14 protein-coding genes are annotated in these 16,711 nt (G+C 49.1%); 4 read left to right on the forward strand and 10 right to left on the reverse strand.

The window, feature by feature from the left end:
• Positions 1-127: 127 nt before the first annotated feature.
• Positions 128-1,162, forward strand: coding sequence for an NADP(H)-dependent aldo-keto reductase (locus tag AC6R10_RS10715; RefSeq protein WP_500672229.1), 1,035 nt, complete (start codon positions 128-130; stop codon positions 1,160-1,162).
• A gap of 104 nt (positions 1,163-1,266) precedes the next feature.
• Here the strand turns inward: AC6R10_RS10715 and AC6R10_RS10720 are convergent, their stop codons facing one another.
• The 6 genes from AC6R10_RS10720 to brnQ form a co-directional block, all read right to left on the reverse strand.
• Complete coding sequence (locus tag AC6R10_RS10720) at positions 1,267-1,518, reverse strand: DUF1127 domain-containing protein (protein WP_487901849.1); 252 nt, start codon at positions 1,516-1,518, stop codon at positions 1,267-1,269.
• A gap of 129 nt (positions 1,519-1,647) precedes the next feature.
• Positions 1,648-1,782: a hypothetical protein gene (locus AC6R10_RS10725; protein ID WP_334554030.1), complete on the reverse strand. Its 135-nt coding sequence runs from the start codon at positions 1,780-1,782 to the stop codon at positions 1,648-1,650.
• Between the two features lie 262 nt (positions 1,783-2,044).
• Entirely contained in the window at positions 2,045-3,379 is a 1,335-nt protein-coding gene (gene vpsR / locus AC6R10_RS10730) for a cyclic-di-GMP-binding transcriptional regulator VpsR (RefSeq protein ID WP_334568414.1), read from the reverse strand.
• A 352-nt stretch (positions 3,380-3,731) separates the two neighbouring features.
• Complete coding sequence (lysS, locus tag AC6R10_RS10735) at positions 3,732-5,270, reverse strand: lysine--tRNA ligase (protein WP_334554026.1); 1,539 nt, start codon at positions 5,268-5,270, stop codon at positions 3,732-3,734.
• Between the two features lie 42 nt (positions 5,271-5,312).
• Positions 5,313-6,411 (reverse strand): peptide chain release factor 2 gene (prfB, locus tag AC6R10_RS10740; RefSeq protein WP_334554024.1). Its coding sequence is split into 2 segments (ribosomal slippage): positions 5,313-6,335 and positions 6,337-6,411, totalling 1,098 coding nucleotides; the frame shifts between segments, so codons are not numbered across the junction.
• Between the two features lie 161 nt (positions 6,412-6,572).
• Positions 6,573-7,886 (reverse strand): branched-chain amino acid transport system II carrier protein, encoded by a 1,314-nt coding sequence (brnQ, locus tag AC6R10_RS10745; RefSeq protein WP_500672230.1) that lies wholly within the window; start codon positions 7,884-7,886, stop codon positions 6,573-6,575.
• Between the two features lie 376 nt (positions 7,887-8,262).
• On the opposite strand from brnQ, the gene AC6R10_RS10750 reads away from it, so the two are divergent.
• On the forward strand, positions 8,263-8,979 hold the full coding sequence (locus tag AC6R10_RS10750; protein WP_500672231.1) for a tRNA1(Val) (adenine(37)-N6)-methyltransferase: 717 nt from the start codon (positions 8,263-8,265) through the stop codon (positions 8,977-8,979).
• A 109-nt stretch (positions 8,980-9,088) separates the two neighbouring features.
• Positions 9,089-10,327: an ATP-dependent RNA helicase SrmB gene (srmB, locus tag AC6R10_RS10755; protein WP_500626626.1), complete on the forward strand. Its 1,239-nt coding sequence runs from the start codon at positions 9,089-9,091 to the stop codon at positions 10,325-10,327.
• Positions 10,328-10,459: 132 nt separating this feature from the next.
• Here srmB and prfC read toward each other — a convergent pair whose 3' ends face one another.
• Complete coding sequence (gene prfC / locus AC6R10_RS10760; protein WP_500672232.1) at positions 10,460-12,049, reverse strand: peptide chain release factor 3; 1,590 nt, start codon at positions 12,047-12,049, stop codon at positions 10,460-10,462.
• Positions 12,050-12,270: 221 nt separating this feature from the next.
• On the opposite strand from prfC, the gene AC6R10_RS10765 reads away from it, so the two are divergent.
• Positions 12,271-14,322, forward strand: a complete 2,052-nt coding sequence (locus AC6R10_RS10765) for a putative bifunctional diguanylate cyclase/phosphodiesterase (protein WP_500672233.1) — start codon at positions 12,271-12,273, stop codon at positions 14,320-14,322.
• A gap of 27 nt (positions 14,323-14,349) precedes the next feature.
• On the opposite strand, the gene rimI is transcribed toward AC6R10_RS10765, so the two are convergent.
• From rimI to glmM, 3 genes are all read right to left on the reverse strand, one after another.
• Positions 14,350-14,790 (reverse strand): ribosomal protein S18-alanine N-acetyltransferase, encoded by a 441-nt coding sequence (gene rimI, locus AC6R10_RS10770; RefSeq protein ID WP_500672234.1) that lies wholly within the window; start codon positions 14,788-14,790, stop codon positions 14,350-14,352.
• A gap of 1 nt (position 14,791) precedes the next feature.
• The gene (locus AC6R10_RS10775; protein WP_500672235.1) at positions 14,792-15,199 is read right to left on the reverse strand and encodes a DNA polymerase III subunit psi; all 408 of its coding nucleotides are present in this window, start codon (positions 15,197-15,199) and stop codon (positions 14,792-14,794) included.
• A gap of 165 nt (positions 15,200-15,364) precedes the next feature.
• Positions 15,365-16,705: a phosphoglucosamine mutase gene (glmM, locus tag AC6R10_RS10780; protein WP_500672236.1), complete on the reverse strand. Its 1,341-nt coding sequence runs from the start codon at positions 16,703-16,705 to the stop codon at positions 15,365-15,367.
• Between the last annotated feature and the right edge of the window lie 6 nt (positions 16,706-16,711).

Below are 16,711 nucleotides of genomic sequence, written 5' to 3' on the forward strand. Positions count from 1 at the left end.
TTAAAGACCTGGATCTCTTAAAGATAGTCAAGACGCAGAATTTTGCGAAATTGTTAATAAACCCTATATCCACCAGCCACACCTTGCCCTATATTGGAGTTATCTCCACTGGAAACTAGGAAGGTTCATGCAATACAACAAGTTACCGCACTCATCTCTCGAAGTCAGTCAGATTGCTCTTGGAACCATGACCTTTGGTGAACAGAACACAGAGCAAGACGCATTCAGTCAGCTAGATTATGCCTTAGAGCGTGGCGTCAACTTTATTGATACCGCCGAAATGTACCCGGTACCGCCTAAAGCGCAAAGCCAGGGGTTAACCGAAACCTATATTGGCAACTGGCTCAAAAAATCAGGTAAGCGTGAGAAAGTCATTTTAGCGACCAAAGTCGCCGGTCCGCGTAGCGTGCCTTATATCCGTGACAACATGAGGCTCGATTGGCGTAACATTCACCAAGCTATTGATGATAGCTTGCAGCGTTTGCAAACCGACTATGTCGATCTGTATCAAATCCACTGGCCTCAGCGTCAGACGAACTGTTTCGGTCAGCTCAATTACCCTTATCCGAATCAGCAGCAGGAAGTCACCCTGATCGAAACCCTAGAAGCCTTGGCGGAATTGGTCCGTGCAGGAAAAGTACGCTATATCGGCGTCTCTAACGAAACACCTTGGGGAGTGATGTCGCTGCTCAAACTCGCAGAGAAGCATGAGTTGCCACGGATCGTTTCGATTCAAAACCCCTACAATTTACTTAATCGCAGCTTTGAAGTCGGTCTTTCTGAAATCAGCCATTTCGAAGGCGTGCAACTTCTGGCCTATTCCCCGCTCGCCTTTGGCTGTTTGAGTGGTAAATACCTTGATGGTGCCAAACCTACAGGCGCCCGTTGCAGCTTGTACGAACGCTTTGTGCGCTACTTTACGCCACAAGGGATCGCCGCCACACAGGCGTACGTCTCGCTGGCGCGTGAACATGGGCTGGATCCCGCGCAGATGGCATTGGCTTTCGTCAATCAAAGACCGTTTGTCGCCTCCAATATTATCGGTGCCACCAGCCTGACACAGTTGAAATCCAATATTGACAGTCTCGATATCACTTTAAGCCCTGAACTGCTTGATGGCTTGCAAGCCATTGGCATTCAATATTCCAATCCTTGCCCATAAGGACGTATCCACCACACTGGCGCACAAACGTAAAAACCGACCTTCACGGTCGGTTTTTTTGCTCGATTACAGGGGCTGACGGTCATCACCACCAGCCCCTAACGTTACGTCGGTATTCGCGCACTCAGCACACGACGAAGATGACGAATACGGCGCTCGGCTTTGACGTGGGCAGGTTCACTGAGGCCAATCGGACGACCATCGCTTTCCAAACCAATATCTCTTAGCAGGTGCGCGTTCTCCCATGGGATATGGTGCGCACTGCGTCTGATTTTTCGTTTCCAAGCTCGCTCTTCACGGCTCAAGTCCGCTTTAACAAGTAGGGTGGCAAGTTTTAGATATACAGAATGACTCATGAGAAATCTCCAGTCTATACGTTGCTGGGGAAACACATGGAAGCAAAAATGAGGAAAGAGTCGTGTGATCCATCACTTTTAATTCGCTGCATTTCCGCAGCCAATTAAAAGAAAAAGGATACGGATACGTTATTGTGTGCGGGCCGGTTTTCGGGCGATATCAGACATAGATAGGGTGTGAGACCAATCTGTCATGATCATCGCGGCGCTAACGGCGTCAGAGGCACAAAGGGTAAACACGGGTGTCATGATGAAATGTGTCATTGTGCGCCTCCTAGCAAAAATAAAGAATCCGTTGGGTGTGTAGAGCGTTGAGCTCATGGTTAAATTCTAACCACCAAGGATGATTAATCAACCGATTTATTAATGGAAAGTTAAAAACACGTTTTTCAACTGAATCATGTTTTTATTCTCCCTGAATATAAAATATTCAAACTGTGAATATCTTATAGATGGCAGATCCTGTTGAGCCAATAGCAAAAAGCCATGCAATCGAAGCATGGCTTTTTATTTACAAAACAATCAATTAAACAGTCGCGTCACTGATCAAATTATGTTTGTTTAACAAACGATACATAGTGGCACGCGATACACCCAATTCTTTGGCCGCCATCGACACTTGTCCCGAATGGGATTCAAGCACCAGCAACAGCGCATCGCGCTCACTTCGCTCACGGATGCTTTTCAAACTTCGTTTACCGTCGGTGCGTTTAGGGAGATCCAATTGCTGATCGTCTAGCATCACACTGTCGGACATCAGCACCACGCGCTTAATCTGGTTCATCAGCTCCCGCACGTTACCAGGCCAATGGTAGCGAGTGAGCTCTCGCAACGCCTCTTCAGTAAAACTGCGCGCTTGGGCGTTGTACTCCTTAGAGTACTCCTGCAAGAAATGACGCGCCAAAATCGCAATGTCTCCGGCACGCTCTTTTAAACTCGGAACGTTGATGCGCAGCACATTGATGTAATGATAAAGCTCCTCATTGAAGTCTCCATCAATCAAAGCTTTCTCGATATCCGCTGAGTTCGCCGCAAGAATCCTCACATCGACTTCTTTTGGGCCCTCTTTGGTTTCTATCGTCCCCTCTTGCAAGAATCTCAGTAAGTTCACTTGCTGAGATTTGGGCAAAGTGAGAATGTCGTTCAATAACACGGTTCCACCATGGGCTTTTTCCAGCAAACAAGGCTCATCACTGTCATGACGTTGAAGACCAAACAGATCACTTTCAATTCGACTCTCAGACATAGCTCGACAATTGACGGAAACAAACTCTTTGTTGGCTCTTGAGGAAGTCTTGTGTACCGCTCTGGCCACCGTTTCTTTGCCCGTGCCATTTTCACCGTAAATCAGAATGCTGACATCGGTAGGCCCGATGCGTTTAATCTGATCGCGTAGGCGTTTGACTGGAATAGAGTCACCAATCAGCCCCATATCACTGTTGTTGCCGTAGTAAGGCCACACCTTTTGCTCAAGCTTGAGCATCCCTAATTGGTGACCTATGGTGCTGAGCAGTTGCGCATCAGGGATCGGAGCGGTGAAAAAATCAATACAGAAGTTGACGATAAACTGACAGATGGTGTCGGAGCTCAGCTGTGACTCACGAATAAAGGCGAGCCAACGCACCTGCTTATGATTGCTCACCAAATTCGCAATACCATTGAGACTAAACTCATCATGACTTAAATCGACAATACCGATACAAGGTCCGGTTTCGTTAAACAAGCTATCGGCTTTTCTTAAATCCGCGACTTGGGTACACCGCCAGCCAACTTGTTCCAGCACTGACAACCAGGGCTCATACGTTCCTCCCACGACCACTAACGATCCCGGAACGGAATCCATGCGGAATTGATTTCCCATGACGCTATTCCTTATCACTATTATTCTACTACTGTGCCACTGCTATCGGCGGTTTCGCCAGCGGTGAGTATGGCTGGATGGCAAACATATAAGAGGAACGATCTCGCCCCTTAAGGCCATTCACATCACACCCACTCATCGAAAATGCGACACTGGTTAGTTACATTATAGAGACTCTCGCAGAGTGTCTGTCTTAATGTTAAGACTATTCAGATAATGCCACATCTTACATATGAGCTTGAGATGCAGATCCAAAAAACATTCACACCATTTATCACTTTTTCTCTTTTCACCTTATCCAGGCATAAAAAAACCACCCGAAGGTGGTTTTTAATGTCAATCGCGTATCCGATTAAGATTGCGCTTGCGGACGCATGGCTGGGAACAAAATCACGTCACGAATCGTGTGCGTGTTGGTAAACAGCATCGCTAGGCGATCAATACCAATCCCTTGGCCCGCAGTGGGTGGCAAGCCGTGCTCAAGTGCCGTGATGTAGTCTGCATCGTAATACATGGCTTCATCGTCACCGGCATCTTTCGCATCCACTTGCGCTTTAAAGCGGGCGTCTTGGTCTTCTGCATCGTTAAGCTCAGAGAAACCGTTCGCCACTTCGCGGCCGCCAATAAAGAACTCGAAACGGTCAGTAAAGAACGGGTTGTCATCGCTACGGCGAGCCAGAGGTGAAATATCCGCCGGGTAACCGGTAATAAAGGTTGGCTGAATCAGTTGAGGTTCAGCCGTCTCACCGAAGATCTCTTCAAGTAGCTGACCACACGTCCAGAACGGTTCCACGTCAACATGAACAGATTTAGCAATCGCGACCATTTTCTCGCGATCTTGCAGATCCGCTTCTGTTAGTGCTTGGATCTCAGCGTGATCTGGATTGTAGTGCTTGATGGCTTCAAACATGCTCATGCGAGCGTACGTACCACCAAACTCTACCGTCTCATCACCGTAAGGCATAGAGGTAGAACCAAGAACATCCATTGCTACAGTGCTGAGCATCTCTTCAGTGAGATCCATCAGATCTTTGTAGTCAGAGTACGCTTGGTAGAATTCCATCATGGTGAATTCTGGGTTGTGACGTGGCGATAGACCTTCGTTACGGAAGTTACGGTTGATCTCAAATACGCGATCAAAACCGCCCACAACGAGACGCTTCAAGTACAGCTCTGGCGCCACACGTAGGTACATGTCGATATCCAACGCATTGTGGTGCGTCACAAATGGACGAGCCGTCGCACCACCAGGGATGACGTGCATCATTGGCGTTTCCACTTCGAGGTAGCCTTTTGAGCTCATGAAGTTACGGATCGCAGAAACAAGCTTAGAGCGAATGATAAACGCTTGGCGTGAATCTTCATTGACAATCAGGTCAACGTAACGCTGGCGGTAACGCATCTCTTGGTCAGTCAGACCGTGGAATTTCTCTGGCAGTGGACGAAGCGCCTTGGTCAGCAATTCGTACTCTTCCATATTTACGTAAAGATCGCCTTTACCAGATTTATGCAGCGCACCTTTGACACCGATGATGTCACCAATATCCAAGCCTTGGTATTGCTCTTTAAGGTGCTTTTGTACGTCTTTTGCCGCATACGCTTGAATGCGGCCAGATGTCTCTTGAATCACAAGGAACGGACCACGCTTAGCCATAATACGGCCGGCAATCGCCACCACGTGGTTGAGCGCTTCTAGCTCTTCCTTGCTCTTCTCACCGAACTCTTTTTGTAGATCGCCCGCTAGTGCATCACGACGGAAGTCATTAGGGTGGCCATTTGCCTTGCAGCTCTTGCGGATAGCGTCCAGCTTCGCGCGGCGCTCAGCAATCAGCTTGTTTTCTTCAGGTGAAAGGACGTCTTGTTGATTTTCGTTTTGAACAGCATCAGTCATTTTCGATGTATCCTGTTTCGTTTCTGAGTGTCGGTGAAAAGCTTACAGGCCTGATTTCAGGCTAGCTTCAATAAATTTGTCTAGATCGCCATCCAGTACCGCTTGTGTATTGCGGTTTTCTACCCCGGTACGCAGATCTTTAATGCGCGAGTCATCTAGGACGTAAGAACGAATCTGGCTGCCCCAACCAATGTCAGACTTCGCGTCTTCGTTGGCCTGCTTCTCTGCATTCTGCTTTTGAATCTCAAGTTCAAAGAGCTTAGCGCGCAGCTGCTTCATCGCCTGATCTTTGTTCTTGTGCTGAGAGCGATCGTTTTGACATTGCACGACCGTGTTGGTAGGTACGTGAGTAATACGTACCGCCGATTCGGTGGTGTTAACGTGCTGACCACCCGCACCGGACGCACGGTACACGTCAATGCGCAAATCCGCAGGGTTAATGTCGATATCGATATTGTCATCAATCTCTGGGTAGATAAACGCAGAAGCAAACGAAGTATGACGGCGGCCGCTAGAGTCAAACGGCGATTTACGGACTAGACGATGCACGCCGGTTTCAGTGCGAAGCCAACCATAAGCATACTCGCCAGAGATTTTCACCGTCGCGCCTTTCAAGCCCGCCACTTCACCCTCTGACACTTCGATCACTTCGGTTTTGAAGCCTTTGGCTTCTGCCCAGCGCAAGTACATACGCAGCATCATCGACGTCCAGTCTTGCGCTTCAGTACCGCCTGAACCAGATTGCAGGTCGATATAGCAATCAGACGCATCGTGATCGCCAGAGAACATACGACGGAATTCAAGCTGTTCAAGCTTCGCTTCCAGTTCAGCAAGCTCGGGCTCGATTTCATCGAAAGTTTCTTGATCGTCTTCTTCGACCGCAAGCTCAAGTAAACCATCAACGTCTTCAACCCCTTGGTCGAGCTGATCAATGGTTTCCACGACAGCTTCTAACGCCGCACGCTCTTTACCTAACGCTTGTGCGCGCTCAGGTTCGTTCCAGACATCTGGTTGTTCCAGTTCTGCGTTGACTTCTTCTAGACGCTCTTTTTTGGCGTCATAGTCAAAGATACCCCCTCAGGACTAAAGTGCGCTGAGACACGTCCTGTAAGCGGTTTTTAATTGGATTGATTTCAAACATGTTTGCTCAACATTGATGAGTAGAATTTAACCGAAGAATTGTACTGAAAAGTGTGACGAAGATACAGGAATTTTTTGAACAGGACTGGCAGTGCACCAGAAACAACAATCCCTTGCCACACAGGGTATGACAAGGGATTGAGCGCAAAGAAATACGAGCGGTTAAGCGTTGTCTTGCGCCAGTGACGCTTGCTCAGATTGGCCGATGAATATCATGCACACCATCGCCGCCGCCGTTGGCAACAACCAGCCCATGCCGACATCAAAAAGCGGCAACATGCTCAGTGCTGACATATCCAACCCTGCCACCTTAGCGGCATCAATAAGCGCAAACAGTAAAGCAACAAGAATCACCACACGATACGCCATAGCTGGATTCGCGAGCTTGTTGCGCATAAAGGTCAACGCAATCAGAGCAATAGCAACCGGGTATAGCGCAAACAGCACAGGTACTGAAAGGGCAATCAGTTGAGCGAGGCCGACGTTCGCCACCACAGCACACGCCACACCATTAATGATCACCCACTGCTTATAAGAGAGCGGAGTGAGCGAGCTGAAATAGTCAGAACACGCAGAGATAAGGCCGATCGCCGTCGTCAAACACGCCAGCAACACGATGACAGAGAGAACCACTTGACCGTACGGACCAAACAGCGCTTGAACATACAAGCTTAACACTACACCACCATTGTCCGCTCCTGCTGCAACTGCAGAACTGGTCGCGCCGAGGTAGAAGAGTGAGATGTAGACAAACGCAAGTCCCACAGCGGCAATGCAGGCTGCACTGATCAGGTATTTTGAGGTCGCTTTTTGTGACGTGATGCCTTTTTGGCGCAGCGCATCGACAATCAACACCCCAAACATCAAGGCGCCAAAGGTATCCATGGTGTTATAGCCTTCCAGAAACCCTTTTTGCAATGGGTGAGTTAAGTACTCACCTTGCGCCGCTAAAATATCGCCTTGAGGATCAATAAAGACCGCACCGGCCAAGACAATCAGGCCAATAAACAGCGCCGGCGTCAGCACTTTACCAATCACATCAATCAGTTTGCCTTGAGACCAAGCAAAGAACACCGCAACCGCAAAAAAGAGAATGGAGAACATGGTCAACTGCATTTGCGCGGCGTCAGCCAAGAAGGGTTTGATCGCCATCTCGTAGGCAACCAAACCAGTACGAGGAGCCGCGAACGCTGGGCCGATAATGACGAAAATCAGTACCGCCATCACCACAGCAGCGCGCTTTGGCAAATGCTCTGTCAGATGATCCCATGAACCACCGGCTACGGCGATCGCAATGATCGTTGCCAGTGGCAAACCGACGGCCGTCGCGAGAAAACCCATCATTGCAGGGAACACATTGTCGCCTGCAAACTGACCGGCAATCGGTGGAAAGATGATGTTACCCGCACCTAAAAAAAACGCGAACAGCATGAAGCCGAGCGCAAGAATATCTGTGATTTTTAAACTCTGATTCACGAGAGAACCTTCTTATACTTCTGTTCCCAATGCGACTATGACGGCAGTATCGAGTAAACTCGGCTACCCCATACCCTGATGGGAGATATCGATGTTGTGAATGGAGAGTGATGTCATTGACCCACTCAATCTTTAAAATAAGGCGCGCATGATGAACAAACCGTGTCGATTTCGCAACCGAGTGGCGAAAAACACCATATAAATTTAGAGTACACTCAGATATACAGCAGTAATCACTAGTTGGAGAGAAAAAATTGGATTTTAATACCAATAAAAATCACCAACAGCACCACAACAAGAAGAACAAAAAACCATACATACCATTAACAACCATTGAAGTCACCATCATAACATTCAATGACAACATAAGATTCCAATGACCATCAAAGCCACTAAAGCGTTTTCATTTAAACAGTTTTCTATTCAGTCTGGACAATCGGGGATGCCGGTCAGTACCGATGGTGTCATGCTCGGCGCGTGGGCGCAGATAGAGCACGCACATCAAATACTCGACATCGGCACTGGAACGGGGCTACTAGCCTTGATGTGCGCTCAGCGCAACCCAGATGCAAAGATATGCGCGATAGATATTGACCATCACGCTATTTGCGCCGCGCAAAGTAATTTCAGCGCCAGTCCGTGGAACAGCAGATTACGTCTTCTCCAAGGTGATATCCTCAGCGCCGAACTCCCAGACTCTTTTGACGCGATTATTTGTAATCCTCCCTATTTTACTAATGGCGAGTCTGCTAAAGCCCCCGCTCGCGCCATCGCAAGACATTCGGATACATTGGCACACGAACCTTTATTGAGACGATGTCAGCAACTGCTCGCGCCTCTTGGCACCGCCAGTTTCATCTTGCCTCAAGTGGAAGGGGAAGCTTTTATCGAGTTAGCGCAGAATATGGGTTGGTCGTTAAGAAGGCGGTGTGAAGTACGCACCACAGCCACTAAACCCGTCAGTCGCCTGATGTTTGAACTGCAACACACCGCAGGTGAGTGCCAATATCAATCACTGCTGATCCATGACGGAGCTGACTACAGCGTAGATTTTGTCGCCCTGACGAGAGCGTTTTATTTAAAGATGCCGTAATTAAGGTGTGATCCTTATCACCAAAGACACTATACTATGCGACCTTTGTTATCCCTGAGGTCAAAATAAAGGGATAAAAACCATTTCGTGCGCTTGTGGAGAGACCAGAGTGATCAAAAATTTTGCCGAACTTGAGCTAGACAACAATCTACTCGAAGCCATCGAAGAGATGGGTTACAGCCGCCCAACCCAGATTCAGGCGGAAGCAATTCCACACGCCCTTGATGGCCGAGATATTCTCGCGTCTGCGCCCACAGGAACAGGCAAAACAGCCGCGTTTGTGCTACCCGCTCTGCAATATTTGCAAGATTTCCCGCGCCGTAAACCTGGGCCTGCACGCGTGCTGATCTTAACGCCGACACGTGAGCTGGCAATGCAAGTGGCGGATCAAGCGCGCGCTTTAGCAAAAAACACCAATCTCAACATCTTCACCATTACTGGTGGCGTTCAATATGAAGAGCACGCCGACATTTTGAAAAAGACCCAAGATATCGTTGTTGCAACACCGGGCCGCTTAATGGAATACATCAATGCGGAGCGATTCGATTGTCGAGCAATTGAATGGTTAATCCTCGATGAAGCTGACCGAATGCTCGACATGGGCTTTGGTCCAACGGTTGACCGCCTTTCAAATGAATGTCGTTGGCGTAAACAAACTCTGCTCTTTTCTGCCACGCTCGAAGGCCGAGGTGTGGAAGGTTTCACTGCTGATCTATTGACGAATCCGGCGGAAATTGATGCCGAGCCATCACGCCGCGAACGTAAGAAAATCGCTCAATGGTATCACCGTGCAGATGATATGGAGCACAAACTGGCGCTACTCAAAACCATCCTCACCGAGCAAGCTCAGCGTAGCATCATCTTCTTAAAAACCCGCGAACGTTTGGCGGACTTACGTGGCGAACTGGAAAAAGCGCAGATCCCTTGTGCGTGGATCCAAGGCGAAATGCCACAAGATCGCCGCAACAACGCCATTGCGCGATTCCGCGATGGCACGGTCAACGTACTGCTCGCCACCGACGTCGCCGCGCGTGGTATTGACCTTCCGGATGTCAGCCATGTGATCAACTTTGACTTGCCACGCAGCGCAGATGTTTACCTGCACCGCATTGGCCGTACCGCACGCGCAGGCAAGAAAGGTAACGCAGTCTCACTGGTGGAAGCACACGATCAACCCATGATGGATCGCGTCGCTCGCTACGTGAAAGAAGAGATCAAAGAGCGCTTTATTAAAGAATTACGTCCAAAACACAAAAAACCGGTGTTTAAGAAAAAGAACAAGAAAAAAGACGACAAGAAGAAAAGCGTGACTAAAACGAAGAAAAAGAGCGCCAGCAAGAAAAAGTAAGGCTATCGCTTAGATATACGAAAAAAGGGTTGATGTGTATGCATCAACCCTTTTTTATCGTCTGCCTTCAAGCCCTGCGCAATGAAAGCCGCTGATTACCTCAGCGACTTTTACCAGTCTCAAAGCGTGGTATTAGTGCTCACGAGTGGCACGGAACTCAACATCCGGGAAGCGTTCTTTGGCCAGGTTCAGATTAACCATAGTTGGTGCGATGTAAGTTAAGTTGTCACCGCCATCGAGGGCTAAGTTGACTTGGTTCTTGCGCTGGAACTCGTCGAGCTTCTTACCATCCTCACACTCAACCCAACGTGCAGTCGCCACGTTAACCCCTTCGTAAATCGCTTCCACGTTGTATTCTGCTTTCAAGCGCGCAACCACCACATCAAACTGAAGGACACCGACGGCGCCTACAATCAAGTCGTTGTTCTGCAAAGGTCTGAATACCTGCACGGCCCCTTCTTCTGAAAGCTGCACTAAGCCTTTGAGCAACTGCTTTTGCTTAAGAGGATCTTTCAAGCGAATACGACGGAACAGCTCAGGAGCGAAGTTTGGAATACCCGAGAACTTCAGTGCTTCACCTTGAGTAAAGGTATCACCAATCTGGATGGTGCCGTGGTTATGGAGACCGATGATGTCACCTGCGTAGGCGTTTTCAGCGCGAGAACGATCGCCCGCCATGAACGTCACCGCATCAGAGATGTTCACTTGCTTACCAAGACGAACGTGGTTCATCTTCATGCCTTGCTTGTATGTCCCCGACACGATACGCATAAAGGCGATGCGGTCACGGTGTTTCGGGTCCATATTGGCTTGGATTTTAAACACAAATCCAGTGAAGTTCTCTTCTGACGCCTCAACTTTACGCTCATTGGCGTCACGCGGCATTGGTGCCGGAGCCCACTCAGTCAGGCCATCAAGCATATGATCAACGCCGAAGTTACCTAATGCGGTACCGAAGTACACAGGCGTCAATTCACCGGCAAGGAACAGCTCTTGATCAAACTCAGGACAAGCGCCAATGACCAATTCGAGCTCTTCACGCAGTTGCTCCGCCAATTCGCTGCCAACAGCTGCGTCTAGCTCTGGGTTATCCAACCCTTTGATGATGCGCTGCTCTTGAATCGTGTGGCCTTGGCCTGTTGCGTAAAGAATCGTTTCGTCACGGTGAATATGGTAAACACCCTTAAACTCTTTACCACAGCCAATCGGCCATGAGATTGGTGCGCACGCCATATTCAGTTCGCTTTCGACCTCATCCAGCAACTCCATAGGATCACGGATATCACGGTCAAGCTTGTTCATGAAGGTCACGATTGGGGTATCACGTAAACGGGTCACTTCCATCAGCTTGCGGGTACGATCTTCGACACCTTTCGCGGCATCAATCACCATCAGACATGAGTCAACAGCGGTCAGCGTACGGTAGGTATCTTCCGAGAAATCTTCGTGCCCTGGGGTATCGAGAAGGTTGACCAAGCATTCGTTGTACGGGAACTGCATCACAGAGGTGGTCACGGAGATGCCACGCTCTTTTTCCATCTCCATCCAGTCTGATTTGGCATGCTGAGCGGAGCCGCGTCCTTTCACCGTACCGGCGGTCTGAATGGCGCGTCCGAACAACAACACTTTTTCAGTAATGGTGGTTTTACCCGCATCGGGGTGCGAGATGATCGCGAATGTTCTACGTTTAGACACTTCGCTTAGAAATGGGGTATTTGACATGAACAGGTCTTCTTAACTATCTGTAAGCCGTTTTTCTCGGTCATACCGAGCCTAAACCACTCTGGGTTCGATTCTATTTTGCGCGGTATTCTCGCTTATATTGATGCAATCAGCAACTTCATACAAAAAGATGAATTGAAAAGTCACGCTTTTCGTCGATAGATTAGATTATCAATAAATATGAGCTATAACTTAAGAAGTACATCTCACAAGTAGAAGCTATGTCCGAGACTATAAAGATCAATTCGTTAGCCATCCGCCAAGCAAAAACGGTGTTTTTGGTGTCTGTCCTGCTGGGCGTCTGCTTCAGCTTGTATCAGATTTTTGTTGACGTATCGAAAGAGCAACAACGTATCGAAGATCACTATCAGTTCAAGTTGCTGCAAAATTACTCTAATGCGAGTCAAGCGGCCTATCATCTTAACCAGTTGTTGGCCGAGCAAGTGGCCTCAACGCTGATGATGGATAACGCCATCTACCGTGTGGAAATCATCGATGACTTTGGCGATACCCTGACCCGTAATGAGCGCAGCGTGACACGCCAAGGGGATTTTGCTGAACTGGTGGCCACTTATCTCACGCCGACATCGCCGGTCTATCAGACCGATCTCCATCAGCCAAACTCTCATGTTGTGGTAGGCTCACTCAGCTTCTCCGTGAACGGCATCAGCATTGCGCGCGAGTTTATCGCCAAAACCAGCAAAATCTTACTGTTTGATTTGCTGCGCAATATTTTGCTGACCACCATCTTACTGATTTTTTTCTACAGAAAGCTCTCTAAACCACTGATTACTCTACTTAATTGGGTGCGTTCGCTCAATGATCAGCACAGTGCGACCACGCCTCCTCCGCTTCAAGGCAACGATGAGCTCGGTCACCTTGCCAAGACCTTCCATTCCCTATGGCAAGACCGTGAAGTCGCGCAAGCGAAGCTCAATCAGCTCGCGTACTACGACTCGCTCACTGGGTTGGCCAATCGAAGCTTATTGATGCAAACCCTAGGCAAGTCTATTGACCAAGCGGTACACAACAATCAAACCGGCGCGCTGTTTTACTTGGATTTAGACCGTTTTAAAACCATCAATGACTCGCTCGGTCACACCATAGGGGATCAGCTGCTCAAAGCGATCGCCAAGCGTATTGTCTCGTGGCAGCAAAAAGGCTACACCGCGGCGAGGATCGGCGGCGATGAGTTTGCGATCTTGCTGCCCAACGTGGGCCCAGAGCAAACCAAAAGTTTAGCTCAGCAGCTGCTTGCACTGATCTCAAACCCCTATTCGATTGATGATCACCAACTCTACTGTACCGTCAGTGTGGGTATCGCGACCTTTCCTTCGGTCGCCTGTACCAACATTGACGTGCTGCGCCAAGCGGATACCGCCTTGTACCGCGCCAAGGTGGCGGGTAAGAACAAGTACACCTTCTACGAGCCTGAAATGCAGGCGCAAGTCGAATCCTTCCTAGAGATTGAAAAAGGGTTGCATGAGGCAATCAATAAAGGACAGCTTGAACTCTATTATCAACCTCAGGTCAGTGATAAACATCAAATTATCGGGGTTGAAGCCTTAATTCGCTGGAACCACCCCGAAAAAGGGCTATTGCCTCCGGGCGTGTTTATGCCGGTCGCGGAAGAGACCGGCCAGATCCTTCAAATCGGTAATTGGATTATTGAGGAAGCGTGCTACCAGTATGCCAAGTGGAAAAAACAGGGCATCTTGCCAGACACTTTCCGCCGCTTGGCGATCAATATCAGTCCGCTTCAGTTCGCGCAAGAGTCCTTCGTTGATCACATCAATGAAGCCTTAGCGCAAGCAGGGATCAGTGGAGAGTGCATCGAACTGGAAATCACTGAAAACTTGCTGCTCGAGAATGTGGAAGGCGCGATTCAAAAGATGGTTAAACTCAAAGAGTTTAATCTCAAAACCTCGATTGATGACTTTGGCACCGGCTACTCGTCGTTGCGCTACTTAAAGCATTTATCGGTAGACGTACTTAAGATTGACCGCTCATTTGTCACCCAACTGCATTTAGACGAAAGTGACCAAGCGATTGTCGATACCATCATCATGACAGCGCATCGTTTGAACTTGGAAGTCATCGCAGAGGGGGTGGAAGATGTGTACGAGTTGGAGACGCTGAAAAAATTGGGTTGCGAACAGTTCCAAGGTTACATTTTCGATAAGCCTCTGCCAGCGAGTGAGCTGAAAAGCCGCTTTGAGGCCAACTACTACCCGCTAGAATTACCGGAAGACGCAAAGTTCGCGCAGCGTTAATAAAGTCATCAGCTGAAGCAAAAAAGCTTAGAAAAACAGATAACTCATGATGATCGCGTCTTCTTTACCCTTGCTCGTTGGGTAATAGTTGACGCGACGGTCAATCTCATTGAAGCCAACTTCTTGGTAGAGAGTTAACGCCACCTGGTTACTTTCTCGTACTTCAAGCCAAGCGCTATCAGCGCCCGCGGCCTCACACATCGATAAGAAGCCTTCAATGAGCACTCGACCAAAGCCCTGCCCTTGCTTGGCAGGATCAACGGCAATGTTGAGTAACGTCACCTCATCGACAATATTCTGCGCGTAAAAATAGCCCACGACCTCGCCACTCACCTCAAGCACATGATGGCACGCACCGCGGCTCTCAATGGCGTTAATCAAGCTGGCAGACCAAGGATGTGAATGCGCGGCACACTCAATGCGATACACCTCATCAAGGTGCGTTGGCGCTAATGGAACCAGTGCCATGTTATTCTCCTTTGAGAGCCGTTTGGATTTGCTGCCACAACGCGCGGCGTTCCGCTTGATTACCATCAATCGCAGCTAACTCTGGCGACACCAAGGTTTTCACGCCCTCAAATTGGTGAGCATCACAACCGGCATACCAAACCCATGTCAACGCTTCTCTATTAACGGCCATCACCTGATGAGGATAAACGTGGCGCACATGTTCAAGGGTCAATGACATCGCTTGTAACACCTTTTGCAAAAATAGGGCGTCGCTGCCTTGAGGCAGTACAGGTGATACCAACAACAAACGGCAGTCATCATCCAGTGTAATAGGGCTAAGCTCTACGCCTTGAAGACGGGAGGGATGCTCAAGTTGGTAGGTATCAATGCCCATCTCATGGAGATAGCCAGTGTTTAACAAAGACATATCGGTTGGTTATCCTTTATTCATGACAAACGGCTTCATGAGAAAACGGGGGTGATGAGAATCGGTTAATCAAAACGGACTAATGCGCAGAAAAAGCCTTGTTTGGTTTTCACGACCAAGTGAAACTAGCCACTTGGTCGGGAAAATCTGCACACGCGAGAGCGATTAAAAGCTCGCTTTCACCGCATTGGCAATTTTGAGGGCGCTCGCTTGAACCAGTTCAGCATCTTCGCCTTCCACCATAACGCGAATCAAAGGCTCAGTGCCCGACTTACGCAGTAGCACGCGGCCTTTATCACCCAGTTCGGCTTCAACTTGTGCCACACTCTCTTGTACGGCTTTCGCTTCTAGCGGGTTAGAGTCGCCCGAGAAACGCACGTTTTCCAACACTTGCGGGTACAGTGTCATACCTTGCGACAACTCGTGCAAAGTGAGTTTACTGCCCACCACTGATGCCAATACTTGCAGCGCTGCGACAATCGCATCACCGGTGGTCACCTTATCGAGCAAGATAACGTGGCCTGAGTTTTCCGCACCAATACGCCAGCCTTTTTCGATCAACTGCTCCATCACGTAGCGGTCACCGACAGCTGCACGAACGAAAGGAATCCCCAACGCCTTGAGGCCATTTTCCATGCCTAAGTTGGTCATCAAAGTGCCAACCACGCCGCCTTTTAACTCACCACGACGCAACGCATCTCGCGCAATGATGTAGGCAATTTGGTCACCATCAATTTTGTTGCCCAGATGATCCACCATAATGATGCGATCGCCATCACCATCAAAGGCGAGACCCAGCGCGGCTTGCTCTTCAACGACACGTTTTTGCAGCGCACGCACATCGGTCGCACCAACTTCATGGTTGATGTTGGTGCCATTCGGCTCCACACCCATCGCGATCACTTCAGCACCGAGTTCGCTAAAGACCGCTGGCGCAATATGGTAAGTCGCGCCGTTAGCACAATCGACGACAATTTTGAGCCCAGCTAAGCTCAATGACGACGGGAAGGTACTTTTACAAAACTCAATGTAGCGCCCTGCTGCGTCATTCAAACGGCTCGCTTTACCTAGCATGGCTGATTCCACGCACTCAATCTCTTTATCGAGCTCCGCTTCGATCGCGAGCTCCACCTCATCAGGCAACTTGGTGCCTTCTGATGAGAAGAATTTAATCCCGTTGTCGTAATATGGGTTGTGCGACGCAGAGATAACAATCCCTGCCTCAGCACGGAAAGTTTGTGTCAGATAAGCCACCGCTGGCGTAGGCATTGGGCCGGTAAAGGTCGCTTTCAAACCTGCGGCAGCAAGGCCAGCTTCAAGCGCTGACTCTAGCATGTAACCAGAAATACGCGTGTCTTTGCCAATGATGACTTTTTTCGTGCCTTGCTTTGCCAATACTTGGCCAGCCGCCCAACCGAGTTTCAATACAAAATCAGGGGTGATGGGGTATTGGCCAACTTTGCCGCGTACCCCATCGGTTCCAAAATAACGTCTTTTATCAGACATGGTGAG

It is taken from the genome of Vibrio sp. R12-SG2-ISO1, from assembly GCF_059834045.1.

Bases quoted from the DNA above. Each gene is read 5' to 3' on its own strand.
- AC6R10_RS10725 (WP_334554030.1), bottom strand. From the start codon at position 1,782: ATGACACATTTCATCATGACACCCGTGTTTACCCTTTGTGCCTCTGAC.
- AC6R10_RS10750 (WP_500672231.1), top strand. From the start codon at position 8,263: ATGACCATCAAAGCCACTAAAGCGTTTTCATTTAAACAGTTTTCTATT.
- prfC (WP_500672232.1), bottom strand. From the start codon at position 12,049: ATGTCAAATACCCCATTTCTAAGCGAAGTGTCTAAACGTAGAACATTC.
- AC6R10_RS10775 (WP_500672235.1), bottom strand. From the start codon at position 15,199: ATGTCTTTGTTAAACACTGGCTATCTCCATGAGATGGGCATTGATACC.
- AC6R10_RS10765 (WP_500672233.1), top strand. From the start codon at position 12,271: ATGTCCGAGACTATAAAGATCAATTCGTTAGCCATCCGCCAAGCAAAA.
- AC6R10_RS10720 (WP_487901849.1), bottom strand. From the start codon at position 1,518: ATGAGTCATTCTGTATATCTAAAACTTGCCACCCTACTTGTTAAAGCG.
- AC6R10_RS10715 (WP_500672229.1), top strand. From the start codon at position 128: ATGCAATACAACAAGTTACCGCACTCATCTCTCGAAGTCAGTCAGATT.
- rimI (WP_500672234.1), bottom strand. From the start codon at position 14,790: ATGGCACTGGTTCCATTAGCGCCAACGCACCTTGATGAGGTGTATCGC.
- vpsR (WP_334568414.1), bottom strand. From the start codon at position 3,379: ATGGGAAATCAATTCCGCATGGATTCCGTTCCGGGATCGTTAGTGGTC.
- lysS (WP_334554026.1), bottom strand. From the start codon at position 5,270: ATGACTGATGCTGTTCAAAACGAAAATCAACAAGACGTCCTTTCACCT.
- glmM (WP_500672236.1), bottom strand. From the start codon at position 16,705: ATGTCTGATAAAAGACGTTATTTTGGAACCGATGGGGTACGCGGCAAA.